This is a genomic window from Citrobacter sp. Cpo109 (assembly GCF_030332565.1).
Classification (GTDB): domain Bacteria; phylum Pseudomonadota; class Gammaproteobacteria; order Enterobacterales; family Enterobacteriaceae; genus Citrobacter; species Citrobacter portucalensis.
Genome location: NZ_JAOWHQ010000057.1, coordinates 430141 through 453205, shown reverse-complemented (window position 1 = coordinate 453205; position 23065 = coordinate 430141). Strand labels below are relative to the sequence as shown.

22 protein-coding genes are annotated in these 23065 nt (G+C 51.0%); 18 read left to right on the top strand and 4 right to left on the bottom strand.

Annotated features, from left to right (window positions below; all coding sequences use genetic code 11):
- Positions 1-110: 110 nt before the first annotated feature.
- Positions 111-1286, top strand: a complete 1176-nt coding sequence (gene manA / locus OGY71_RS13040; RefSeq protein WP_193133976.1) for a mannose-6-phosphate isomerase — start codon at positions 111-113, stop codon at positions 1284-1286.
- Between the two features lie 106 nt (positions 1287-1392).
- Positions 1393-2901 (top strand): YdgA family protein, encoded by a 1509-nt coding sequence (locus OGY71_RS13035; protein WP_032934567.1) that lies wholly within the window; start codon positions 1393-1395, stop codon positions 2899-2901.
- A 47-nt stretch (positions 2902-2948) separates the two neighbouring features.
- Here the strand turns inward: OGY71_RS13035 and OGY71_RS13030 are convergent, their stop codons facing one another.
- Positions 2949-3977 (bottom strand): Mal regulon transcriptional regulator MalI, encoded by a 1029-nt coding sequence (locus OGY71_RS13030; protein ID WP_126956316.1) that lies wholly within the window; start codon positions 3975-3977, stop codon positions 2949-2951.
- 169 nt (positions 3978-4146) lie between these two features.
- On the opposite strand from OGY71_RS13030, the gene malX reads away from it, so the two are divergent.
- The 3 genes from malX (at position 4147) to OGY71_RS13015 (ending at position 8469) form a co-directional block, all read left to right on the top strand.
- Positions 4147-5739, top strand: a complete 1593-nt coding sequence (malX, locus tag OGY71_RS13025) for a maltose/glucose-specific PTS transporter subunit IIBC (protein WP_048226592.1) — start codon at positions 4147-4149, stop codon at positions 5737-5739.
- Positions 5740-5749: 10 nt separating this feature from the next.
- Complete coding sequence (locus tag OGY71_RS13020) at positions 5750-6922, top strand: MalY/PatB family protein (RefSeq protein WP_003832814.1); 1173 nt, start codon at positions 5750-5752, stop codon at positions 6920-6922.
- Positions 6923-7119: 197 nt separating this feature from the next.
- Positions 7120-8469 (top strand): sensor domain-containing diguanylate cyclase, encoded by a 1350-nt coding sequence (locus tag OGY71_RS13015; protein ID WP_286613388.1) that lies wholly within the window; start codon positions 7120-7122, stop codon positions 8467-8469.
- 44 nt (positions 8470-8513) lie between these two features.
- On the opposite strand, the gene OGY71_RS13010 is transcribed toward OGY71_RS13015, so the two are convergent.
- Entirely contained in the window at positions 8514-8930 is a 417-nt protein-coding gene (locus OGY71_RS13010; protein ID WP_262411219.1) for a DNA breaking-rejoining protein, read from the bottom strand.
- A 426-nt stretch (positions 8931-9356) separates the two neighbouring features.
- On the opposite strand from OGY71_RS13010, the gene add reads away from it, so the two are divergent.
- Positions 9357-10358, top strand: a complete 1002-nt coding sequence (add, locus tag OGY71_RS13005) for an adenosine deaminase (protein ID WP_197385010.1) — start codon at positions 9357-9359, stop codon at positions 10356-10358.
- 104 nt (positions 10359-10462) lie between these two features.
- On the opposite strand, the gene OGY71_RS13000 is transcribed toward add, so the two are convergent.
- Positions 10463-11503, bottom strand: a complete 1041-nt coding sequence (locus tag OGY71_RS13000; protein ID WP_193133973.1) for an oxidoreductase — start codon at positions 11501-11503, stop codon at positions 10463-10465.
- A gap of 240 nt (positions 11504-11743) precedes the next feature.
- Between OGY71_RS13000 and blr the strand changes: the two genes are divergently transcribed.
- The 12 genes from blr (at position 11744) to gstA (ending at position 22095) form a co-directional block, all read left to right on the top strand.
- Positions 11744-11869, top strand: a complete 126-nt coding sequence (gene blr, locus OGY71_RS12995; RefSeq protein WP_003029134.1) for a division septum protein Blr — start codon at positions 11744-11746, stop codon at positions 11867-11869.
- Between the two features lie 290 nt (positions 11870-12159).
- On the top strand, positions 12160-12375 hold the full coding sequence (gene ydgT, locus OGY71_RS12990; RefSeq protein WP_003832804.1) for a transcription modulator YdgT: 216 nt from the start codon (positions 12160-12162) through the stop codon (positions 12373-12375).
- A gap of 91 nt (positions 12376-12466) precedes the next feature.
- On the top strand, positions 12467-12907 hold the full coding sequence (locus tag OGY71_RS12985) for a DUF2569 domain-containing protein (RefSeq protein ID WP_003832803.1): 441 nt from the start codon (positions 12467-12469) through the stop codon (positions 12905-12907).
- 76 nt (positions 12908-12983) lie between these two features.
- On the top strand, positions 12984-13565 hold the full coding sequence (gene rsxA, locus OGY71_RS12980; RefSeq protein ID WP_003029144.1) for an electron transport complex subunit RsxA: 582 nt from the start codon (positions 12984-12986) through the stop codon (positions 13563-13565).
- Entirely contained in the window at positions 13565-14143 is a 579-nt protein-coding gene (rsxB, locus tag OGY71_RS12975) for an electron transport complex subunit RsxB (RefSeq protein ID WP_126956311.1), read from the top strand. The genes rsxA and rsxB overlap by 1 nt, the downstream gene beginning before the upstream one ends.
- Positions 14136-16253, top strand: coding sequence for an electron transport complex subunit RsxC (gene rsxC, locus OGY71_RS12970; protein WP_197385011.1), 2118 nt, complete (start codon positions 14136-14138; stop codon positions 16251-16253). Before rsxB ends, rsxC begins: the two co-directional genes overlap by 8 nt.
- Positions 16254-17306, top strand: a complete 1053-nt coding sequence (rsxD, locus tag OGY71_RS12965) for an electron transport complex subunit RsxD (protein ID WP_267440501.1) — start codon at positions 16254-16256, stop codon at positions 17304-17306.
- A 9-nt stretch (positions 17307-17315) separates the two neighbouring features.
- Complete coding sequence (rsxG, locus tag OGY71_RS12960; protein ID WP_063941551.1) at positions 17316-17936, top strand: electron transport complex subunit RsxG; 621 nt, start codon at positions 17316-17318, stop codon at positions 17934-17936.
- A 2-nt stretch (positions 17937-17938) separates the two neighbouring features.
- Complete coding sequence (locus OGY71_RS12955; RefSeq protein ID WP_008784678.1) at positions 17939-18631, top strand: electron transport complex subunit E; 693 nt, start codon at positions 17939-17941, stop codon at positions 18629-18631.
- Entirely contained in the window at positions 18631-19266 is a 636-nt protein-coding gene (gene nth, locus OGY71_RS12950) for an endonuclease III (RefSeq protein WP_003029161.1), read from the top strand. Before OGY71_RS12955 ends, nth begins: the two co-directional genes overlap by 1 nt.
- Before the next feature lie 613 nt (positions 19267-19879).
- Positions 19880-21385, top strand: a complete 1506-nt coding sequence (gene dtpA, locus OGY71_RS12945; protein ID WP_003832789.1) for a dipeptide/tripeptide permease DtpA — start codon at positions 19880-19882, stop codon at positions 21383-21385.
- A gap of 104 nt (positions 21386-21489) precedes the next feature.
- Positions 21490-22095 (top strand): glutathione transferase GstA, encoded by a 606-nt coding sequence (gstA, locus tag OGY71_RS12940; protein WP_003832787.1) that lies wholly within the window; start codon positions 21490-21492, stop codon positions 22093-22095.
- Between the two features lie 83 nt (positions 22096-22178).
- Here gstA and pdxY read toward each other — a convergent pair whose 3' ends face one another.
- The gene (gene pdxY / locus OGY71_RS12935; protein ID WP_003832785.1) at positions 22179-23039 is read right to left on the bottom strand and encodes a pyridoxal kinase PdxY; all 861 of its coding nucleotides are present in this window, start codon (positions 23037-23039) and stop codon (positions 22179-22181) included.
- Positions 23040-23065: the final 26 nt, after the last annotated feature.

Genomic DNA, 23065 nt, shown 5'->3' with positions numbered 1-23065 from the left:
TTTTAACAAAAACTGAGACAAGTACGACTTTTTACATGTGCAGGTTACTTCGCTCAGGGTTTCTTGGTTTAATAGCCGTAGAAAATTCAACATTGAAACAGGGCTTGATAATGCAAAAACTCATCAACTCAGTGCAGAACTACGCCTGGGGAAGTAAAACGGCGTTAACGGAACTCTATGGCATTGCCAACCCCACTCAGCAACCGATGGCTGAGCTGTGGATGGGGGCGCATCCGAAAAGCAGTTCGCAGGTTCTCGGCGCTGACGGTCAGACGGTTGCTCTGCGCGACGTTATTGAGCACGATAAATCCGCACTGCTGGGCGATGCCGTTGCCCAACGTTTTGGTGAACTGCCCTTCCTGTTTAAAGTGCTCTGCGCTGCTCAACCGCTTTCGATTCAGGTTCATCCTAACAAGCACAACTCTGAAATTGGATTTGCCAAAGAAAACGCCGCAGGGATCCCGATGGATGCGGCCGAGCGCAACTACAAAGATCCTAATCACAAACCAGAACTGGTATTTGCTTTGACGCCTTTTCTGGCGATGAACGCATTCCGCGAGTTCTCTGAAATTGTTGCATTGTTACAACCCGTTTCCGCCGCACATCCGGCTATTGCGCATTTCCTGGAAGAGCCGAGTGCGGAACGTCTGAGCTATCTTTTCGCCAGCTTGCTGAATATGCAGGATGAGGAGAAATCCCATGCGTTGGCGATCCTGAAATCGGCGCTGAACAGCCAGCAGGGTGAACCCTGGCAAACCATCCGTCTGATCGCTGACGTCTACCCGAACGACAGTGGGCTCTTCTCCCCGCTGCTGCTCAATGTGGTGAAACTCAATCCAGGCGAGGCTATGTTCTTATTTGCCGAAACCCCGCACGCTTACCTGCAAGGTGTGGCGCTTGAGGTGATGGCTAACTCGGACAACGTGCTGCGCGCCGGACTGACGCCAAAATATATTGATATTCCGGAACTGGTCGCCAACGTGAAGTTTGTCGCCAAGCCAGCAAACCAGTTACTGACCACGCCGGTTGAATCTGATGGTGAACTGGACTTCCCGATCCCGGTTGACGATTTTGCGTTCTCGCTGCATGAGCTTACTACCAGTGGCGCAGATATCAGCCAGCAAAGTGCGGCCATTTTGTTCTGCATCGAGGGTGAAGCCGTGCTGAGCAAAGGCGAGCAACGTCTGGTTCTGCGACCGGGTGAATCGGCCTTTATTGGCGCGAATGAATCGCCGGTTAACATCAGTGGCGCAGGTCGTTTAGCCCGGGTTTATAACAAGCTATAGCAAGATACTGATATTTTTAACAACTCTTGCTAAGCTGTAGTGAGTTAAAGACATGTCACTCCTCCAGGCGTCTTCAAACGCCTGGTTTTATTTTATGGATATCGAAATGAAAAAATCGCTGGTAGCTGCGGGTGTGGTGGTTGCGCTGGGTATCGTCTGGACGGGCGGCGCCTGGTACACAGGTAAGAAACTTGAAACGCATCTCGCCGAGATGGTGACACAGGCAAACGATCAGTTAAAACGTTTCTCCCCTGAGGCGGGCATTGAACTGAGTTATCAAAACTACCAGCGCGGGGTGTTCAATAGCCAACTGCAATTGGTGGTGAAACCCATCGCCGGGCAGGCAGATTCCTGGCTAAAACCGGGGCAAAGTATCGTCCTGAATGAAACCGTCGATCACGGTCCATTCCCGCTGGCTCAGCTGAAATCACTGAATCTGATCCCGGCTATGGCCTCCGTGAAAACGACGCTGGTCAATAACGACGTTACCAAACCGCTGTTTGATATTGCCAAAGGTGAGTCGCCATTTGTCATTAACTCCCGTATCGGCTACAGCGGCGATACCCGTTCCGATCTCTCCCTCAAACCACTGAACTATGAGAAAGGCGACGAAAAAGTAGCCTTCAGCGGCGGGGAATTCCAGTTTACAGCAGACAAAGAAGGTAACGCTGTCTCGCTGACAGGCAATGCGCAAAGTGGCGTGGTCAATGCGGTCAACGAGTATGACCAGAAAGTACAGATGACTTTCAATAACCTGAAAACTGAGGGTTCCAGCAGTATTGCCAGCTTTGGTGAGCGCATCGGCGACCAGAAATTGTCACTCGATAAACTGTCGATTTCCGTCGAAGGTAAAGAGTTAGCGGTTCTGGAAGGCATGGGTATTGATGGTAAATCCGATCTGATCAACGAGGGTAAAACTGTCAACAGCCAGCTGGATTACACGCTGAACAGCCTGAAATTACAGGGGCAGGACATGGGTAGCGGTAAACTGACGCTGAAAGTTGGCCAGATTGACGGTGAAGCACTACACCAGTTCAGTCAGCAGTATAGCGCCCAAACCAAGGCGCTGATGGCGCAGATTGATGTGGTACAAAATCCTGAGCTTTATCAGCAAAAAGTCACTGAAGCCTTCTTCAATGCACTGCCGATTCTGATGAAAGGCGAGCCGGTTATCACCATTGCCCCGCTGAGCTGGAAAAATGCAAAAGGTGAAACCGCATTTAATTTGTCACTGCTGCTAAAAGATCCGACAGCAAATACTGAGGAACCACAAACGCTGGCTCAGGAAGTGGATCGTTCGGTCAAATCACTGGATGCTAAGCTGACGATTCCGGTTGATATGGCGACTGAGTTCATGACGCAGATTGCCAAAATTGAAGGGTATCAGCAGGAACAAGCGGCCGATCTGGCGAAACAACAGGTGAATGGCCTGGCGGCAATGGGTCAGATGTTCCGTATTACAACGATGCAGGACAACGTCATCGGCTCCAGCCTGCAATACGCAAACGGCCAGGTTACGTTAAACGGACAAAAAATGTCGCTGGATGAGTTTGTTGGCATGTTCGGTATGCCTTCTCTCGGCGAACCGGATGCCCCGGCTATTCCGCAACAGTAAATACGCGTGATAACAGGCCCGATAACCGTGTGCTTATCGGGCCTGTTTTATTTTGCCACCACCAGCCGGGCGGAAAGCGTTAAGTTACGCGAGTGACCATCATCGTGCCCAATGCGCTGTAGCATGCGCTCAGCAAGGGTATATCCCATTTCACGCGCGGGCGTGCAGGCCCAAATAATGGGGATATCGTCCAGTGCATTTTCCGCTACATCGGCAAATCCGGCTAACGAGATCTGCTGTTCGAAGTAGCGATCTACGCCAATTTCACCACTCTGACGCCCTGCTCTCATCAGGCCAAACCAGGCGCCAACGGCTATCGTTTCGTTGTAGCACACCACTGCGCTGATCGTTGGGTTACGACGTAACAGCGCGGTCACCTCCTCGGCGGCCTGCTTTTGGCTGGATGAGCACTCCAGCACCCAGTCGCTATGAAACGGTAAACCATACTTTAGCAACGTCGTACAATAGCCGCCGACACGCTCTGCGCGGGTCAATGAAGAACTCTGCCCCCCCAACCACGCGATTCGCTGATGCCCATGGCGTATCAGATGTTCAACCAGCAATTGCGCTGCCTGCATGTTGTCAGGCCTGACGGTGTCAACGTCATCCAGGTAGCTGGCCCGAGACGCAAACACCACCGGAATCCCCTTATCGGCGGCAAGTTGTTGCAGGTCGTCGCTACTGCCGGCAGCTCCGGCGATCACCACACCATCAACCCCTTGATTAAGCAGCATAGCGAAACGCTGCGCCAGCTGTTCGCCATCTTTGCCGCCATGTAATAAAAATACCATGCGCCCCTGTGCTTCTAATGCTTCCGTCAGACCCGCCGTCAACTCGGCGTAAAACGGGGTGGAAAGGTCGCGCACGATCAAACCAATTACCCCGCTCTGCCCACCACGCAGCGCTGATGCCTGGCGATTACGCACAAACCCCAGTTGCTCAATAGCGGCATTCACCCGTTCGCCGGTCGCTGATGAAATACGGCCTTTTCCACTAAGCACCAATGAGACGGTACTAACCGAAACGCCCGCGGCCAGCGCAACATCATGGATAGTTATTTTTTTGGCTATAGCCATAAAAACGGAAAACTCCCTGATAACGTGACGGATAAAACGTTTTATCAATCACTTATATTTATACGCTCTATTATCGTTCGATAATGTGATTTGTACCGCACTAAAATTAGGTAAAACGTTTTATCTTCTCGTCATCATTAGTCAGCTAGCTTTTACGAGGAGTCGTTTGATGACGACGAGAACCACACCAAAAATTACGTTATGGGAATTTTTCCAGCAGTTGGGCAAAACCTTTATGCTGCCCGTGGCTCTGCTCTCATTCTGCGGGATCATGTTAGGGATCGGCAGCTCGTTAAGTAGTCATGATGTCTTAACGCTGATCCCGGCATTGGGTAATCCGGTACTGCAGGCTATTTTTACCTGGATGAGCAAAGTAGGCTCATTTGCGTTTAGCTTCTTACCTGTGATGTTCTGTATTGCCATACCTCTCGGCCTGGCTCGCGAGAACAAAGGCGTAGCGGCATTTGCCGGTTTTGTTGGTTATGCGGTGATGAACCTTGCCGTCAACTTCTGGTTAACTGCGAAAGGTATCTTACCTACCACAGATGCCGCGATCCTGAAGGCCAACAACGTGCAGAATATCCTGGGGATCCAGTCGATCGACACCGGGATCCTCGGCGCTGTAATTGCCGGGATCATCGTCTGGATGCTGCATGAACGTTTCCACAACATCCGCCTGCCGGATGCACTGGCCTTCTTCGGCGGTACCCGCTTTGTGCCAATTATCTCTTCGGTGGTGATGGGACTGGTCGGCCTGGTCATTCCCCTGGTTTGGCCGGTTTTCGCCATGGGCATTAACGGGCTCGGCCACATCATCAACAGCGCGGGTGAATTTGGTCCAATGCTGTTTGGTACCGGTGAACGTCTGCTGCTGCCGTTTGGTCTGCATCATATTCTGGTGGCGCTCATTCGCTTCACCGAAGCTGGCGGCACGCAGGAAGTCTGCGGTCACAGCGTAAGCGGCGCACTGACTATTTTCCAGGCTCAACTGAGCTGCCCGACAACACAAGGTTTCTCTGAAAGCGCAACCCGCTTCCTGTCGCAGGGTAAAATGCCAGCGTTCCTCGGTGGTTTGCCGGGGGCAGCGCTCGCGATGTACCACTGTGCTCGCCCTGAAAATCGTCATAAAATTAAAGGGTTATTAATTTCTGGCCTCATTGCCTGCGTGATCGGCGGTACAACAGAACCCCTTGAGTTCTTATTCCTGTTCGTTGCCCCAGTTCTGTATGTGATCCACGCCCTGCTGACCGGTCTTGGTTTCACCGTGATGGCGGTGCTTGGCGTCACCATCGGTAACACGGACGGTAACCTGATTGACTTTGTGGTGTTCGGCATCCTGCACGGGCTCTCAACCAAGTGGTATCTGGTCCCTGTTGTGGCGGCGATCTGGTTCGCGGTGTACTACGTGATCTTCCGTTTCGCCATCACACGTTTCAATCTGAAGACCCCGGGTCGTGACGTCGAAATTGCCAGCAATATCGAAAAAGTCATGGCGGGTGCACCGGGTAAATCCGGTTACAACGTCCCTGCCATTCTGGCGGCGCTGGGCGGTGCGGAAAACATTGTCAGCCTGGATAACTGCATTACCCGTCTGCGCTTGTCAGTGAAAGATATGTCGCTTGTTAACGTACAAGCGCTGAAGGACAATCGCGCCATTGGCGTAGTACAACTCAATCAGCATAACCTTCAGGTCGTTATTGGTCCGCAGGTCCAGTCAGTGAAAGACGAGATCGCCGTTCTGATGAACACCGTACAGGCATAAGGACAACAGTATGTTTGATTTTTCAAAGGTGGTGGACAGGCACGGTACCTGGTGTACCCAGTGGGATTACGTTGCCGACCGTTTTGGTTCAGCCGACCTGCTGCCGTTCACCATCTCCGATATGGATTTTGCCACCGCACCTTGCATTCTGGAGGCGCTGACTCAGCGCCTGTCACATGGCGTGCTGGGTTACAGCCGCTGGAAAAATGATGAATTTCTGGCGGCAATTAGTCATTGGTTTCTTACGCGTCATAATACCCAAATCGACCCTCAGTCGCTGGTTTATGGCCCCTCGGTCATCTATATGGTGTCGGAGCTGATCCGCCAGTGGTCTTCTGCGGGTGATGCGGTGGTAATTCATACACCGGCGTACGACGCGTTTTACAAAGCGATTGAAGGTAATCAGCGCCAGGTATGCGCTGTCGGACTTGAAAAGCGCGCTGACGGCTGGGTTTGCGACATGGTTGCGCTGGAAAAAGCGCTCTCCCGGCCTGAAAGTAAAATTCTTCTGCTTTGCAGTCCGCACAACCCAACCGGTAAGGTGTGGACGCGCGATGAACTGGAAACCATGGCGGAACTGTGTCAGCGCCACGGTGTAAAAGTCATCTCTGATGAGATCCATATGGATATGGTATGGGCAGACCAGCCGCACATCCCGTGGAGTAACGTCGCGCGCGACAGTTGGGCGCTGTTCACCTCCGGTTCAAAGAGCTTCAATATTCCGGCGTTAACCGGGGCTTACGGGATTATTGAGGATGAGCAGAGTCGCAACGATTACCTCAGTGCGTTAAAGGGTCGGGATGGTCTTTCCTCACCTGCAGTGCTCGCGCTTAGCGCACATATCGCAGCCTACCAACAGGGCGCTAGCTGGCTTGATGCGCTGCGGGATTACCTTGTCAGTAACCTGCATTACATCGCGCATGAGCTGAATAACGCATTCCCCGAACTGAACTGGCAGGTTCCGCAATCCACCTATCTGGCATGGATTGACTTGCGTCCACTCAACCTTGATGACCATGCACTGCAGGAAGCACTCATCCATCAGCAGAAAGTCGCCATCATGCCCGGATACACATACGGAGAAGAAGGACGAGGTTTTGTGCGCCTCAATGCCGGATGTCCACGTTCCAAACTTGAAAAAGGCGTTCAGGGGTTGATTAACGCCATCCGCACAATACGTTAAATAGTCTTGCGCAATGAAGAACTCATTGCGCAACTCCTAATATAAAAAAACAAATCTGTTTTCTATCGTTTTTTTAGTACCAATTCCTCCCTGACTTTTCCTGCCAGTAAAAATCAACAGCAATAAAAATCAAAAAGACAAAATACAAAGCTGAGAAGATAGCCGAAATATAGCGCTGTTTTATATACATAAAAATCATGAATACAACACAAATAAACATTCACAAAAAGAATTTAACTTTTTTTTTACTCCTGTCCCTAACGACATCCATTTTTCTTTGGTATATCCCTTTTAGTAATCAGCGTTATAGCCTCTCTTTTTATCCGGTTATTGCAACCTTTGCTGGTGTATTGCACATTCAGACGGGGTGCTTTATGACGATGAATTACATGAGTTATCGGCGCAAAAAATATCTTTTACCCCTGGCCTGCGCGTTTTATTTCTCGGGGGTTTTCTTATTTATTGCGCTCTATATTTATTTTTATAAAAACGGCCTTCCTGGTGTCATCTACAATGACATTGCTGTTTTATACTTTATGAGGAACATGTTAATTACGGGGCTATTTTTTGCAACATACTATTTATATACGTTTAAGAATAAAAAAGAAAAGCATGGTAAAACAGTTATTTACGCCACTTATTTATGTTGCATGTTGCATCTGGTAATGGCTATCCTCTACTCCATCCGTATTACGCCAATATCGTTTCAGTTGGTTGATACAGAAACGTTTGAATGGCTTAGACCCTGGCGTGGTAGCTTTATTTATGTCCTCATTATCTTGTGGACCTGTATCGTTTTATTAGGGGCAAAATTAACCCAGCTAAAAACACAGTTTTGGGTAAGTATGTCACTGGTTGCCCTGAGCAATCTGTTAAGTGTCATCATTATGCTGAAGTACACGCATATAGACTCCGCTGGATGGTATCTCGCCAGAGGCCTGGAGTGCCTTAGCGCAATGGCCGTGATGATCGTGCTCATGTCTGATATTTTCAAGCGCTACAAAGCCTCACGTCAGGCCTATGAATTATCCTATGAAAATTCAGTCCGCGACCCGATGACCCGACTTTTCAACCGTGGCTATTTTTATAACGCACTCAGCAATGAGATTAAAATGACAGCAACCCATAAACCCCTGAGCATTGTCTTTTGCGACATTGATTTCTTTAAGTCGGTCAATGACACCTGGGGACATTTGCAGGGTGACAGAGTGATAATTAAACTGTCAGAAATTATGCAGCAACTGAGTCGGCGTAACGACATCGTGGCGCGTATTGGCGGAGAAGAGTTTGCTATTTTGCTACCTGAAACTAACGCTGATGCAGCATTTAACATCGCAGAGCGAATCAGAAAACACGTAGAACAACAAACTCAGACCACGACTAAAGGTGATTTTCCACGCATCATCACCATCAGCCTGGGTATCGTAACCTCGGTTGATAACCGTTCAGCTCCTGAACAACTTGCTGATTGCGCAGACCGCGCCCTGTATATGGCAAAAAACCGAGGCCGTAATTGCGTTGTGGCCTATTCTGGTGAAGAAGTTTAATAGCAAAGGAAAAGATCACCACCAGGGCGATCTTTTCCTCATGATCAGTTGGTAATTTTCATGTGCAGCTGGAATGCGTTAGTTTTCCCCTCATCCTTCGCCGCACCTTTTTGATATATTCTGATGGTATACTTACCGCTGGCAGGCAGTGTATTTTTATAAGTGTCACCACTCATCATGCCATCAAAAATGAATTGTTCGCCCGGCGCAATAATACTCATGAAAGGATGAGGCCAGGCGCTTTTCAAAACTGCTTGCATGGTCTGCCCTTTTTTGGCGACAAACGTATAATCTTTTGTTTTATCGCCCGTAATTGTCCCCTTGATATCTGCGCCACTGGTACCTTTCTTAAACTGGATTACATGCGTTTCATCCGCTTTATACGCCGCATGCGTAGGCACAGCTGCCAGCAGCAAACTTCCACAGAACATTGTACTGACAATTAGCTTTACACTTTTCACTTTATTAATACCCTCAGTCGTTATTGTATTTTTATAACATACCTCGCTGCACATTCATAAACTGGAAAGTGTCCATTTTTCGCTATTAGCAATGTTACTCAATAAATATCTGAATAAAATAACACTGACAGGCAGTAATTATATAAAAACGAGGTAAATAATCTTAAAATAAAATCCCTTCATTACACACATGCTGCAGGAAATGCGTTATTGCTTACTTTACGCCCATCTTGCCACCGCAAGGCAAAAGCAGCGTGATACGGTCTCAAGGATCAGGCCGTCGGAACACTAACAGCATGGTCAACAATTTGGCGATACTTGCTTCCCCATAACCCCGAACTCTGCACTGCTTTTTTTAAAGTTTTTAGAGGAACATTTTTCTGTTGTATAATGGCCTGCACTTTACCTAAATACACGAGTGCGACCATGATTGATACTTCCCTCCCCCTGACCGACGTCCATCGCCACCTTGATGGTAACATCCGTGCACAAACGATCCTGGATCTGGGTCGTAAGTTCAACTTAACGCTTCCGGCACAAACGTTGGAAACGCTGATCCCTCATGTGCAAGTCACATCAACTGAGCCGGATTTAGTGAGCTTTTTATCCAAGCTCGACTGGGGCGTGAAGGTACTGGCCTCGCTGGATGCGTGTCGTCGCGTGGCATTTGAAAATATTGAGGATGCCGCACGTAACGGCTTGCACTATGTTGAACTGCGTTTTTCCCCAGGATACATGGCGATGGCGCATCAGCTCCCGGTTGCAGGTGTGGTTGAAGCCGTCATCGCAGGTGTACGCGAGGGTTGCAAGACCTTTGGCGTCGAAGCACGCTTAATTGGCATTATGAGCCGTACTTTTGGCGAAGCCGCCTGCCTGCAGGAACTGGATGCGCTGTTAGCCCACCGAGACCATATTACGGCACTGGATCTTGCCGGTGACGAACTGGGGTTCCCGGGCAGCCTGTTCCTGTCCCATTTCAACCAGGCTCGCGACGCCGGCTGGCGTATTACCGTTCATGCGGGCGAAGCCGCGGGACCAGAAAGCATCTGGCAGGCCATTAAAGAGCTAGGCGCTGAGCGTATTGGTCACGGCGTTAAAGCCGTTGAAGATCGTGCGTTGATGGATTACCTCGCCGAGCACCGTATCGGCATCGAATCCTGCCTGACATCAAACATTCAGACCAGCACCGTTGCCTCACTAGCGAACCATCCGCTGAAAACGTTCCTTGAGCATGGCGTTATCGCCAGTTTGAATACGGACGACCCGGCTGTTCAAGGTGTGGATATTATTCACGAGTACACCATTGCCGCACCCGCGGCAGGGTTAACGCGTGAACAGATACGTCAGGCCCAAATCAACGGTCTGGAAATGGCATTCCTGAGTAACGAAGAAAAACGAGCCTTGCGCGAGAAAGTCGCCACAGCGTAACAGGTAAAGTGCCGGATGGCGCTAACGCTTATCCGGCCTACGTTGGTTTTGATTGTAGGCCGGATACGATGCCAGGAAGGTATCGCCTTGCGCCATTTACCTAATCAGGCAAGGCACAGCGTCGAACGATGTTTCGCGGATTCGAGACCCAGCTCAATCAGCTCCATAATTTGGATAGCCTGTCTCGCCGGTACCGGATTTTCACCGTTACCATTTAGCGCATCACGAATGCCAGCATAGTACGCCGGATAGTTGCCCGGTACAGTAAGCCAGGTTTCTTCGACCTGCTCTTCGCCTTCTACTCGCGTCAATATGCCATCGCGCATATCATAACCCCAGTCTTCCTGTGGCAGTCGTTCGCCATTTTTCAGGCGCTCTTCCTGCGGGTCAAGACCATACTTCACATAGCTGCCACGCGATCCGTGCACAATATAGCGGGCCGATTCTGCGGCAGCGAGCATGGTGCCATGCAAGATCACACGACGCTGCGGATACGTCAGGATGGCATGGAAGTAATCCGTCGCCTGCGCGCCCGGTCGCAGCTGGGCAAGGTCTACCGTCAGGCTGACGGGCAAACCAAACAGGTTAATCGCCTGATCCAAAAGATGCGGTGCTAAATCGTACCAGATACCGCTTCCCGGACCGCCCTGTTCACGCCAACGATCACGAACCTGCGGGCGGAAACGATCGAAATGGGATTCGAAATACGCCACCTCTCCCAAAACACCATCCGCCAGCAGAGCTTTCAGCGTCAGAAAATCACTGTCCCAGCGACGGTTATGGAACACAGACAGCACGCGCCCGAGGCTGCGCGCCAGCGCATCCAGCTCACGAGCTTGTGACAGTGTCACGGTAAAAGGTTTATCAACAACCACGTGTTTGCCCGCTTCCAGCGCAGCTTTCGCTAACGGAAAGTGCGTGTCGTTAGGCGTGGGGATCACAATCAGGTCGATATTTGGATCGTTAAAAAGATGCTTAGGCTCAGCAACAACCGCCACCGTAGGCCAGTCTGCCTTCACTTTTGCTTCATCACTACTGGAAACTGCAGCCAGTTCCAGGCCCGGCGTGCCCACAATCAGGGGGGCATGGAAGGTTTTGCTGGCATAACCATAGCCAATTAGCCCAACGCGGATGTTGTCACTCATATTATTGCCTCTCAATTCAGGACTGACCTATTTCACACCATACCTTGCAACGTCTCAATAGTTTAATAACCTTTGCGCTACAAAGGTTGTTTTTAACTTAAGTCAAACATATGCCACTTATGCTTAACTTGCAGCGAAAAAGAGGTAGAAATCGTTCCCAATCATCTTGCTGTATTAATGAGAGATTAGTAACATTTGCAGCCTGTGTTTATGGATAAATCAAAGCAAATGTCATCAGTAATGAATCGTCTTATTGAATTAACAGGTTGGATTGTTCTCGCCGTCTCCGTGATCCTGCTGGGTGTTGCCAATCATATTGACAATTACCAGCCGCCAGAGCCCGTTGCCGCAGTGCAGAAAAAATAAGCATCCGCAGCCTTTTATTGCCCGGCAATTAACATTGGTAGTTGCAGGGCTTGCCGGGAAAAGATCGCTTTCTGTCAAAAAAAGGGAATTATGCCGCATCCCGCTCCGCTGCATATTGCCAGCGATCGCTAAGCGCGTTACCCTTGCCAAAGACGCGCATAGCGCCTGCTTTTCACAGGTATGAACACTCTTCTTAAATTTGCACGTAAATCCGCTTTTACCTGTGCACGTTGTTTATTTTTATATTTTCTACTCCGTTGGTATTATTTTATTAATATGGATCTGCATTTATGACTGTTCAGGATTACTTATTAAAATTCCGCAAAATCAGTTCACTCGAAAGTCTGGAAAAGCTGTTCGACCATCTAAACTACACGCTCACCGACGATAGCGACATCATCAATATGTACCGTGCCGCAGACCATCGCCGTGCGGAGCTTATATCCGGAGGCCGTCTGTTTGATGTTGGTCAGGTACCTAAATCAGTCTGGCATTACGTGCAATAAAGAAGAAAGTAGCGCTCAACGTTAAAAGCTTTATAATAATTGCCCCAAAATGAATGGCATGATTGATTGCGCGCGTAAACCTGGAGAAGAGATGACTACCACACCGGCACAACGTATCGGAGGCTGGCTACTTGGGCCACTGGCCTGGCTGTTAGTCGCGTTGTTGAGCGCTTCGCTGGCGTTATTACTTTATGTCACTGCGCTGGCTACACCGCAAACCTTCAAAACGCTGGGTGAGCAAAGTACGGCAAACTTGCTGTTATGGGGCGTCTCTTTTGTTACCGCGATCGCCATGTGGTATTACACACTGTGGCTGACGATTGCGTTTTTCAAACGCCGAGCCTGTGTGCCTAAGCATTACATTCTGTGGCTGCTGATCTCCGTGTTGCTGGCGATTAAAGCGTTTGCGTTTTCACCCGTTCCAGACGCTTTTGCCGTGCGCCAACTGCTGTTCCCATTACTGGCCGCAGCACTGTTGGTGCCCTACTTCAAACGATCGCAGCGCGTTAAATCGACGTTTGTGAACCCGTAATAACCCTACAGTTAACCTGTTGTCGCCTGTTGTAGATTGTCAGATAATAGGCGGCTTTTTTATTTCAGGCCGAAAAATGACTGATTACCTGCTGCTGTTTGTCGGAACTGTACTGGTCAATAACTTTGTACTGGTCAAGTTTCTGGGCCTCTGCCCGTTTATGGGTGTTTCCAAAAAACTGGAAACCGCAATGGGTATGGGCCTTGCCACGACGTTTGTCATGACGCTGGCCTCCATTTGCGCATGGCTGATTGATACCTGGATCCTAATCCCGCTCAATCTCATCTATCTGCGCACGCTGGCTTTTATTCTGGTTATCGCCGTCGTCGTGCAGTTTACCGAAATGGTTGTGCGTAAAACCAGCCCTGCGCTGTACCGCCTGCTGGGGATCTTCCTACCGCTGATCACCACTAACTGCGCAGTGTTAGGTGTGGCGCTACTGAACATCAACCTCGGCCATAACTTTTTACAGTCGGCGCTATACGGTTTTTCCGCCGCCGTCGGCTTCTCGCTGGTGATGGTACTGTTCGCTGCGATCCGCGAACGCCTCGCCGTAGCGGACGTCCCAGCGCCGTTTCGCGGCAATGCGATTGCGCTGATTACTGCTGGTTTAATGTCATTGGCCTTTATGGGCTTTAGTGGTTTGGTGAAGTTGTAATGAATGCTATCTGGATTGCCGTTGCCGCAGTGAGTCTACTGGGTCTGGCGTTCGGCGCTATTTTGGGGTACGCCTCGCGACGTTTTGCCGTTAAAGATGATCCGGTCGTGGAGAAAATTGATGAAATTCTCCCGCAAAGCCAGTGTGGACAGTGCGGCTATCCGGGCTGTCATCCTTACGCTGAAGCGATAGGCTCTCAGGGTGAAAAAATTAACCGTTGCGCCCCCGGTGGCGAAGCGGTGATGTTAAAAATTGCCGCTCTGCTGAACGTCGACCCGCAACCTATTGATGGCGATGAACAAGACGTTACGCCGGTGCGAATGCTGGCGGTCATTGATGAAAATAACTGTATTGGGTGCACTAAGTGTATTCAGGCCTGCCCGGTCGATGCGATCGTGGGCGCGACCCGCTCCATGCACACGGTAATGAGCGATCTCTGCACCGGGTGCAACCTGTGCGTTGACCCGTGCCCGACGCAATGTATTGAATTACGCCCGGTAGCCGAGACACCCGATAGTTGGAAATGGGATTTAAACACCATCCCTGTGCGCATCATTCCCGTGGAACAACATGTTTAAGTTATTCTCTGCATTCAGAAAAAATAAAATCTGGGACTTTGATGGCGGCATTCATCCACCAGAAATGAAAACCCAGTCAAACGGAACGCCGTTGCGACAGGTTCCGCTGGCGCCGCGTTTCGTTATTCCGCTGAAACAACATATTGGTGCGGAGGGTGAACTGTGCGTAAACGTGGGTGACACCGTGCTGCGTGGTCAGGCCTTAACCCGCGGGCGTGGCAAAATGCTTCCAGTCCATGCGCCAACATCAGGCACCGTGGTTGCTATTGCGCCGCATTCCACCGCACATCCTTCGGCACTCGCTGAGCTGAGCGTCATCATAGACGCCGATGGCGAAGACCGCTGGATCGAGCGAGACGGCTGGACCGACTACCGCTCCCACAGCCGGGAAGAGCTGATTGCGCGTATTCATCAGTACGGCGTCGCCGGACTGGGTGGCGCGGGTTTTCCCACCGGCGTTAAACTGCAGGGCGGTGGAGATAAAATTGAAACCCTGATCATTAACGCCGCCGAATGCGAGCCGTACATTACGGCAGATGACCGCCTGATGCAGGACTGTGCCGCTCAGGTCGTCGAAGGTATCCGCATCCTGGCGCACATTCTTCAGCCACGCGAGATCCTCCTTGGTATCGAAGATAACAAACCGCAGGCAATATCTATGCTGCGCGCGGTGCTGGCTGATTCACACGACATTAGCCTACGCGTGATCCCCACCAAGTACCCGTCCGGCGGGGCCAAGCAGTTAACACAAATCCTGACCGGCAAGCAGGTTCCCCACGGCGGACGCTCCTCTGATATCGGCGTATTGATGCAAAACGTCGGAACCGCCTATGCAATTAAACGGGCAGTAATTGACGGAGAGCCGATCACCGAACGTGTCGTGACGCTTACCGGTGAAGCCGTCAGCCGTCCGGGCAACGTCTGGGCGCGTTTAGGCACGCCTGTTCGTCATCTGCTCAACGATGCGGGCTTCTGCCCTTCCGCCGACCAGATGGTGATTATGGGCGGGCCGCTGATGGGCTTTACGCTGCCGTGGCTGGATGTCCCGGTGGTGAAGATAACCAACTGTCTTCTGGCACCCTCTGCCAGTGAAATGGGTGAAACACCGGAAGAGAAAGGCTGCATTCGCTGTAGCGCATGCGCCGATGCCTGTCCGGCGGATCTCCTGCCACAACAACTTTATTGGTTCAGTAAAGGGCAACAGCACGACAAGGCAACGGCCCATAATATCGCCGACTGCATTGAGTGCGGTGCCTGCGCCTGGGTATGCCCAAGTAATATTCCGCTGGTGCAATATTTCCGTCAGGAAAAAGCCGAGATTTACGCCATTAGCCAGGAAGAAAAACGCGCCGCTGAAGCGAAAGCTCGGTTTGAAGCCCGCCAGGCGCGCCTTGAACGTGAAAAAGCAGCGCGTCTTGAACGCCATAAGAGCGCTGCTGCTCAGCCGGCGGCCAAAGATCATGATGCCATTGCTGCCGCGCTGGCTCGTGTAAAAGAAAAGCAGGCTCAGGCGCTACAGCCAGTGATCATTCAGGCAGGCGTAAAACCTGACAATAGTGCCGTGATTGCCGCACGCGAGGCGCGTAAGGCGCAAGCTCGTGCCTCCCGTAAGGAAAATCCGCCGCAAAGTGATGGCAGCAGCACGGGTACAGACCCGCGTAAAGCCGCCGTGGAAGCGGCAATTGCCCGTGCCAAAGCCCGCAAACTTGAACAAGAACTGGTAACGGAAACGGCCGAACCGGCTGATCCGCGTAAAGCCGCCGTGGAAGCGGCAATTGCCCGCGCCAAAGCCCGCAAACTTGAACAAGAACAGGTAACGGAAACGGCCGAACCGGCTGATCCGCGTAAAGCCGCCGTCGAAGCGGCAATCGCCCGCGCCAAAGCCCGCAAACTTGAGCAAGAAGCGGTAACGGAAACGGCTGAACCGGTTGATCCGCGTAAAGCCGCCGTGGAAGCAGCAATCGCCCGCGCCAAGGCCCGCAAGCTCGAGCAGCAGGCGGTAGCTGAAACAGCCGAGCCGGTTGATCCACGTAAAGCCGCCGTCGCGGCCGCTATCGCACGCGCTCAGGCTAAGAAAGCCGCACAGCAGCAGGTTGTAAACGAGGAATAAATGGTATTCAGAATAGCAAGCTCCCCTTATACCCATAACCAGCGCCAGACATCGCGTATCATGATGCTGGTATTACTTGCTGCATTGCCGGGGATCGCCGCTCAGCTGTGGTTCTTTGGCTGGGGCACGTTGTTCCAGATAGTTCTCGCATCCATCAGCGCTATTGCTGCCGAAGCGGGTGTGCTTAAACTGCGTAAACAACCCATTGTGCCGATTTTAAAAGACAACTCTGCGTTACTCACCGGGTTGCTTTTGGCCGTCAGTATTCCACCCCTCGCGCCATGGTGGATGGTGGTATTAGGCACGGTATTTGCGGTTATCATTGCGAAACAGCTGTATGGCGGGCTCGGGCAGAACCCGTTTAACCCTGCCATGATTGGTTATGTCGTGCTGCTCATCTCATTTCCGGTACAGATGACCAGTTGGCTTCCGCCGCATGAAATTGCGGCCACGGTGCCTAGTTTTTTTGACGCCCTGAACGTTATCTTTAACGGACATACCGCCAGCGGTGGGGATATGAATTCGCTGCGTATGGGCATCGATGGTATCAGTCAGGCAACGCCTCTTGATACCTTTAAGACATCCCTGCATGCAGGACGTACCGTTGAGCAGGTGATGCAATACCCGATCTACAGCGGCATGCTGGCAGGCGCTGGCTGGCAGTGGGTGAACCTTGCCTGGCTGGTGGGCGGTATCGTGCTGTTATGGCAAAAAGCGATTCGCTGGCATATCCCGGTTAGCTTCCTGCTGTCACTCGCCGTTTGTGCCACTTTGGGCTGGATATTTTCGCCAGAATCGCTGGCCTCGCCTCAGTTGCACCTCCTTTCCGGCGCGACAATGTTAGGTGCGTTCTTTATTCTTACCGATCCCGTTACGGCATCAACAACCAACCGCGGTCGCCTGATTTTTGGCGCACTTGCTGGCCTGTTAGTATGGTTGATTCGCAGTTTTGGCGGTTATCCTGATGGCGTGGCTTTTGCCGTATTGCTGGCGAATATCACGGTTCCCCTGATTGATTATTACACTCGCCCTCGCGTGTACGGACATCGCTAAGGAGTCCCTATGCTGAAAACGATTCGTAAACACGGTATTACGCTGGCGCTGTTTGCCGCAGGCTCGACGGGGTTAACTGCAGCAATCAATCAATTAACCAAGTCAACCATTGATGAACAGGCCGCGATACAGCAAAAAACGCTGTTCGATCAGGTTCTGCCTGGCGATCGCTACAATAATAACTTGTCTGAAAGTTGCTATCTGGTCGATGCACCGGCGTTGGGCAAAGGTACGCATCGCGTATATATTGCCCGCCAGGACGATCGCCCCGTTGCAGCAATTCTTGAAGCTACGGCGCCAGATGGTTATTCCGGAGCGATTCAACTACTGGTGGGTGTCGATTTCACGGGTACCGTGTTGGGTACGCGGGTTACCGAACACCATGAAACGCCGGGGCTGGGCGACAAAATCGAACTGCGACTGTCCGACTGGATCACCCATTTTAGCGGTAAAACAATCGCGGCGGGTAATGACTCTCACTGGGCAGTGAAAAAAGATGGCGGCGACTTTGACCAGTTTACTGGCGCAACCATTACACCCCGTGCGGTAGTTAACGCGGTTAAACGTGCCGGCCTGTATGCGCAGACACTGCCTGCGCAACTCCCTCAACTTAGCGCCTGTGGAGAATAACCATGAGCGAAATTAAAGACGTTATTGTCCAGGGGTTATGGAAAAATAACTCCGCGCTTGTGCAGCTACTCGGGATGTGTCCGCTGTTGGCCGTCACTTCTACCGCCACTAACGCGCTGGGTCTGGGACTCGCGACTACGCTCGTCCTGACGCTGACCAACCTGACGATTTCAGCACTCCGTCGCTGGACACCGCCTGAAATTCGCATTCCGATTTATGTCATGATCATCGCCTCCGTGGTGAGCGCGGTGCAGATGTTGATCAATGCCTACGCCTTCGGCCTGTATCAATCTCTGGGCATCTTCATCCCGCTGATTGTGACTAACTGTATTGTTGTTGGCCGTGCAGAAGCCTTCGCCGCCAAAAAGGGCCCTGCGTTATCCGCACTTGATGGTTTCTCTATCGGCATGGGCGCAACCGGTGCCATGTTTGTTCTGGGTTCGCTGCGTGAAATAATTGGTAACGGTACACTGTTTGATGGTGCAGACGGTTTGTTGGGTAGCTGGGCCAAAGTCTTGCGCGTTGAGATCTTCCATACTGATACGCCGTTTCTGCTGGCCATGCTGCCACCGGGCGCGTTTATTGGCCTGGGTCTGATGCTGGCAGTGAAGTATCTGATTGATGAGAAAATGAAGAAACGTCGTGCCGAGGCAGCTGTCGTGGACAGTCCCGCGGGTGAAACAGGGAATGCGTAATGAACAAAGCAAAACGTCTGGAAATACTGACGCGCCTGCGGGATAACAACCCGCATCCGACAACCGAGCTTAATTTTACATCGCCGTTTGAACTGTTGATTTCAGTCTTACTCTCCGCACAAGCGACCGATGTCAGTGTCAATAAAGCGACGGCTAAGCTATATCCCGTCGCCAATACGCCTGCCGCGATGCTGGAGCTCGGTGTTGAAGGTGTTAAGTCCTACATCAAGACAATCGGTTTGTTTAACAGCAAAGCGGAAAACGTAATTAAAACCTGCCGCATTCTGCTGGAACAACACAATGGTGAAGTACCTGAAGACCGTGCGGCGTTAGAAGCTCTCCCTGGAGTTGGGCGAAAGACAGCTAATGTGGTGTTAAATACCGCCTTTGGCTGGCCCACTATCGCTGTAGATACCCACATTTTTCGCGTCTGTAATCGCACGCAATTCGCCCCGGGTAAAAATGTCGAGCAGGTTGAAGAGAAGCTGCTGAAAGTCGTACCCAGTGAATTTAAAGTCGATTGCCATCACTGGTTAATTCTTCACGGCCGCTACACCTGCATCGCCAGAAAGCCGCGCTGTGGTTCCTGTATTATTGAAGATCTCTGCGAATTCAAAGAGAAAGTCGATATCTAATGCTGCCGGGGCATCCTCCTCGGCCCTTACATACATAACGATTAGTTATGCACTCCCCAGCGTTTATTTTCCCGACAATGATGCCATTCAATTGCTCATATCTAATGCAATATTCTTGTTAATTAACACCTGAGCAGGTTAATCGTTTTTTTAGCAAAATAAATTTCTATCTATACGTGATCCAGATCATCCAGCTAACACAATGTTAATAAATTTTTATTTTTTAGTTAAGGTGACAATTGGATGACCTAACTGCACAGTTTCCAAACAAAACATTACACTGCCTATTTTTCAGATAATGGCCTATATCACTGGATTCAACCTTAAATAGCAGAACATATCGCCACATTGCGGTTTTGACAGTGATTAAACAGTGTAAAAATCTGCCATTTTAGAAATGAAGAAATTTAACGCTAGATAACATTTCACCGCCCCGACGATTTCACCAGTCATGATATATGTAACAGATTATTACAAACCACTTGTCTGAAGGGTCAAGATAGTGAACATTACTTGCCGTTTCCCCTCCCACTATAACAATCGGACGGATGAACTTGACTCATCACGTACCTGAACACCCCCGTTGATATGGGATGTAAAAAAAGAGGTAAAAGTGTCTACTGCAAACAATAAACCAACAGAAAGCGTAAGTTTAAACGCCTTCAAACAACCAAAAGCGTTCTATCTCATTTTCTCTATTGAGCTCTGGGAACGTTTTGGTTATTACGGCCTGCAAGGGATTATGGCCGTCTACCTGGTTAAACAGCTGGGTATGTCAGAAGCGGATTCCATCACCCTTTTCTCGTCCTTTAGCGCCCTGGTGTACGGTCTGGTTGCCATTGGCGGCTGGTTAGGTGATAAAGTTCTGGGAACAAAACGTGTCATTATGCTGGGTGCCGTTGTGCTGGCCATCGGTTATGCGTTGGTAGCATGGTCCGGTCACGATGCGGGTATCGTTTATATGGGCATGGCGGCCATCGCGGTCGGTAACGGCCTGTTTAAAGCAAACCCATCCTCCCTGCTCTCTACCTGCTATGCCAAAGATGACCCGCGTCTTGATGGTGCATTTACCATGTACTACATGTCCGTCAACATCGGTTCATTCTTCTCTATGCTGGCAACGCCATGGTTAGCTGCACGTTACGGCTGGAGCACCGCGTTCGCTCTGAGCGTCGTGGGTATGCTGATTACCGTTGTTAACTTCGCATTCTGTCAGCGCTGGGTTAAACAGTACGGTTCTAAACCTGACTTTGAACCGATCAACTTCCGTAACCTGCTGCTGACCATTGCTGGCGTTGTGGTACTGATCGCGATTGCAACCTGGTTGCTGCACAACCAGCAGATCGCACGTATGGTTCTGGGCGTCATTGCGCTGGGTATCGTGTTCATCTTCGGTAAAGAAGCCTTCACCATGCAAGGTGCTGCGCGTCGCAAAATGATCGTCGCCTTCATTCTGATGCTGGAAGCGATTATCTTCTTCGTGCTGTACAGCCAGATGCCGACCTCACTGAACTTCTTTGCGATTCGTAACGTTGAGCACTCTATTCTTGGCATTGCTTTCGAACCTGAACAGTACCAGGCACTGAACCCGTTCTGGATCATCATTGGTAGCCCAATCCTCGCCGCTATCTATAACAAAATGGGCGATACCCTGCCGATGCCGACCAAGTTTGCGATTGGTATGGTGCTGTGTTCCGGTGCATTCCTGATCCTGCCGCTGGGCGCGAAATTCGCTACCGATGCGGGCATCGTTTCCGTTAACTGGCTGATCATCTGCTACGGTCTGCAAAGTATCGGTGAGCTAATGATCTCCGGTCTGGGTCTGGCAATGGTGGCACAACTGGTTCCGCAACGCCTGATGGGCTTCATCATGGGTAGCTGGTTCCTGACCACCGCCGGTGCAAACATCATCGGTGGCTACGTCGCTAACATGATGGCTGTACCAGAGAACGTGACTGACCCGCTGATGTCCCTTGAAGTCTACGGTCGCGTGTTCCTGCAGATTGGTGTCGCAACGGCTGTTATCGCTGTTCTGATGCTGCTGACGGCTCCGAAACTGAACCGTATGACTCAGGACGATGACGTCAATGAGAAAGCCTCTAAGGCCGCGACAGCGTAATTCTCAGGGAAACTCATTTTCAGGCCGCTAACTGTTGTTAGCGGCTTTTTTTTTGCCTGAGGTAGCACTACCATACGATATACCTCAGTCAAAAGGAGTTACCGATGAAACTGTTCTACAAACCGGGCGCATGTTCTCTCGCTTCCCACATCACACTTCGTGAGAGCGGTAAAGATTTCACGCTGGATGGTGTTGATCTGATGAAGAAACGTCTGGAAAATGGCGATGATTTTTTCGCGGTAAACCCAAAAGGGCAAGTTCCCGCACTGTTGCTGGATGACGGTACGCTACTTACCGAAGGTGTCGCCATCATGCAATACCTGGCGGACAGCGTGCCAGACCGCCAGCTCCTTGCCCCTACCAGCAGCCTCTCCCGTTACAAAACCATCGAATGGCTTAACTACATTGCGACAGAACTGCATAAAGGCTTTACGCCACTGTTCCGTCCCGATACGCCGGAAGACTTTAAGCCAACCGTTCGCGCGCTGCTGGAGAAAAAAATGCAGTATGTGAACGACTCGCTGAAAGATAACCAATGGATCTGCGGCCCGCGCTTCAGCATCGCCGATGCATATCTGTTTACCGTACTGCGTTGGGCCTATGCGGTTAAGCTGAATATGGCAGGATTAAGTAATATTGACGCCTATATGGCGCGAATGGCTGAACGCCCGGCGGTTGCTGCTGCGCTGAAAGCAGAAGGCTTAAATTAATTGTTGTTGCCGGGTGGCACTTGCACATACCCGGCCTACAGCTAAAAATATGCCCGATAAGCGTGAGCGCCATCGGGCATCGATTACAGCTGAGTTGCGCTAAAGTAGTGTTCAGGCTTGGCGATACGGTCCTGCGCGGCCACGACCTGTAGCTCATACTCGTGCATCTCTTTGGTAGTGATCATCACTTCGTACACCGCCGCAGTCACATGCTCAAGCGCCTGCTGTAAAGACGCGCCCTGCAGCAGTTTCACCAGTAACAAGCCACTCGTCACATCACCCACACCAACCGGTTGACGTGCGCCAAAATCGACTAACGGGCGACTGATATGCCACGCTTGTTCAGCGGTGACCAGCAGCATCTCGAAACGGTCGGTGCTGATACCTGCGCGTGCCAGATGCTTCACCAGTACAATTTCAGGTCCCTGAGCGATCAGTTCACGCGCTGCTGCAACGGCCTCACCGACATTATTCACCGCATGCTCGCACAGAATTTCGAGCTCAACCAGATTTGGGGCAATAATGTCACTGGCAGGAAGCGCATGGCGTACATGAAATTCCGCCACTCCGGGTGCGACGATACACCCCTTTTCAGGGTGTCCCATCACAGGGTCGCAAAAGTATTTTGCCTGCGGGTTTGCCGCTTTTACTTTGCGAACAATACCCAGAATATGCTCGCCCTGTTCTGCTGAGCCAAGATAGCCGCTCAGTACTGCGTCACAGGTCTGGAGTTTATCAATATCAGCAATGCCCTGAACAATTTCAGTCAGGTGGCTCGGCGGCATAACGCAACCGGTCCATTTGCCATACTGCGTGTGGTTTGAAAACTGAACGGTATTCAGCGGCCAGACATTTGCGCCAAGACGACGCATCGGAAATTCTGCTGCACTATTGCCCGCATGACCAAAAACAACGTGGGACTGGATGGCGAGGATATTCTTCATTTTACTTACCACAACCCTGAAAAAAT

What these genes read in the sequence shown, in the direction of transcription:
- blr (WP_003029134.1), top strand. Translation starts at nt 11,744, where the DNA reads ATGAATCGTCTTATTGAATTAACAGGTTGGATTGTTCTCGCCGTCTCC.
- rsxC (WP_197385011.1), top strand. Translation starts at nt 14,136, where the DNA reads ATGTTTAAGTTATTCTCTGCATTCAGAAAAAATAAAATCTGGGACTTT.
- OGY71_RS13030 (WP_126956316.1), bottom strand. Translation starts at nt 3,977, where the DNA reads ATGGCTATAGCCAAAAAAATAACTATCCATGATGTTGCGCTGGCCGCG.
- OGY71_RS12955 (WP_008784678.1), top strand. Translation starts at nt 17,939, where the DNA reads ATGAGCGAAATTAAAGACGTTATTGTCCAGGGGTTATGGAAAAATAAC.
- rsxA (WP_003029144.1), top strand. Translation starts at nt 12,984, where the DNA reads ATGACTGATTACCTGCTGCTGTTTGTCGGAACTGTACTGGTCAATAAC.
- rsxG (WP_063941551.1), top strand. Translation starts at nt 17,316, where the DNA reads ATGCTGAAAACGATTCGTAAACACGGTATTACGCTGGCGCTGTTTGCC.
- manA (WP_193133976.1), top strand. Translation starts at nt 111, where the DNA reads ATGCAAAAACTCATCAACTCAGTGCAGAACTACGCCTGGGGAAGTAAA.
- rsxD (WP_267440501.1), top strand. Translation starts at nt 16,254, where the DNA reads ATGGTATTCAGAATAGCAAGCTCCCCTTATACCCATAACCAGCGCCAG.
- pdxY (WP_003832785.1), bottom strand. Translation starts at nt 23,039, where the DNA reads ATGAAGAATATCCTCGCCATCCAGTCCCACGTTGTTTTTGGTCATGCG.
- add (WP_197385010.1), top strand. Translation starts at nt 9,357, where the DNA reads ATGATTGATACTTCCCTCCCCCTGACCGACGTCCATCGCCACCTTGAT.
- OGY71_RS13020 (WP_003832814.1), top strand. Translation starts at nt 5,750, where the DNA reads ATGTTTGATTTTTCAAAGGTGGTGGACAGGCACGGTACCTGGTGTACC.
- ydgT (WP_003832804.1), top strand. Translation starts at nt 12,160, where the DNA reads ATGACTGTTCAGGATTACTTATTAAAATTCCGCAAAATCAGTTCACTC.
- OGY71_RS13015 (WP_286613388.1), top strand. Translation starts at nt 7,120, where the DNA reads ATGAATACAACACAAATAAACATTCACAAAAAGAATTTAACTTTTTTT.
- nth (WP_003029161.1), top strand. Translation starts at nt 18,631, where the DNA reads ATGAACAAAGCAAAACGTCTGGAAATACTGACGCGCCTGCGGGATAAC.
- gstA (WP_003832787.1), top strand. Translation starts at nt 21,490, where the DNA reads ATGAAACTGTTCTACAAACCGGGCGCATGTTCTCTCGCTTCCCACATC.
- OGY71_RS13035 (WP_032934567.1), top strand. Translation starts at nt 1,393, where the DNA reads ATGAAAAAATCGCTGGTAGCTGCGGGTGTGGTGGTTGCGCTGGGTATC.
- OGY71_RS12985 (WP_003832803.1), top strand. Translation starts at nt 12,467, where the DNA reads ATGACTACCACACCGGCACAACGTATCGGAGGCTGGCTACTTGGGCCA.
- malX (WP_048226592.1), top strand. Translation starts at nt 4,147, where the DNA reads ATGACGACGAGAACCACACCAAAAATTACGTTATGGGAATTTTTCCAG.
- OGY71_RS13000 (WP_193133973.1), bottom strand. Translation starts at nt 11,503, where the DNA reads ATGAGTGACAACATCCGCGTTGGGCTAATTGGCTATGGTTATGCCAGC.
- rsxB (WP_126956311.1), top strand. Translation starts at nt 13,565, where the DNA reads ATGAATGCTATCTGGATTGCCGTTGCCGCAGTGAGTCTACTGGGTCTG.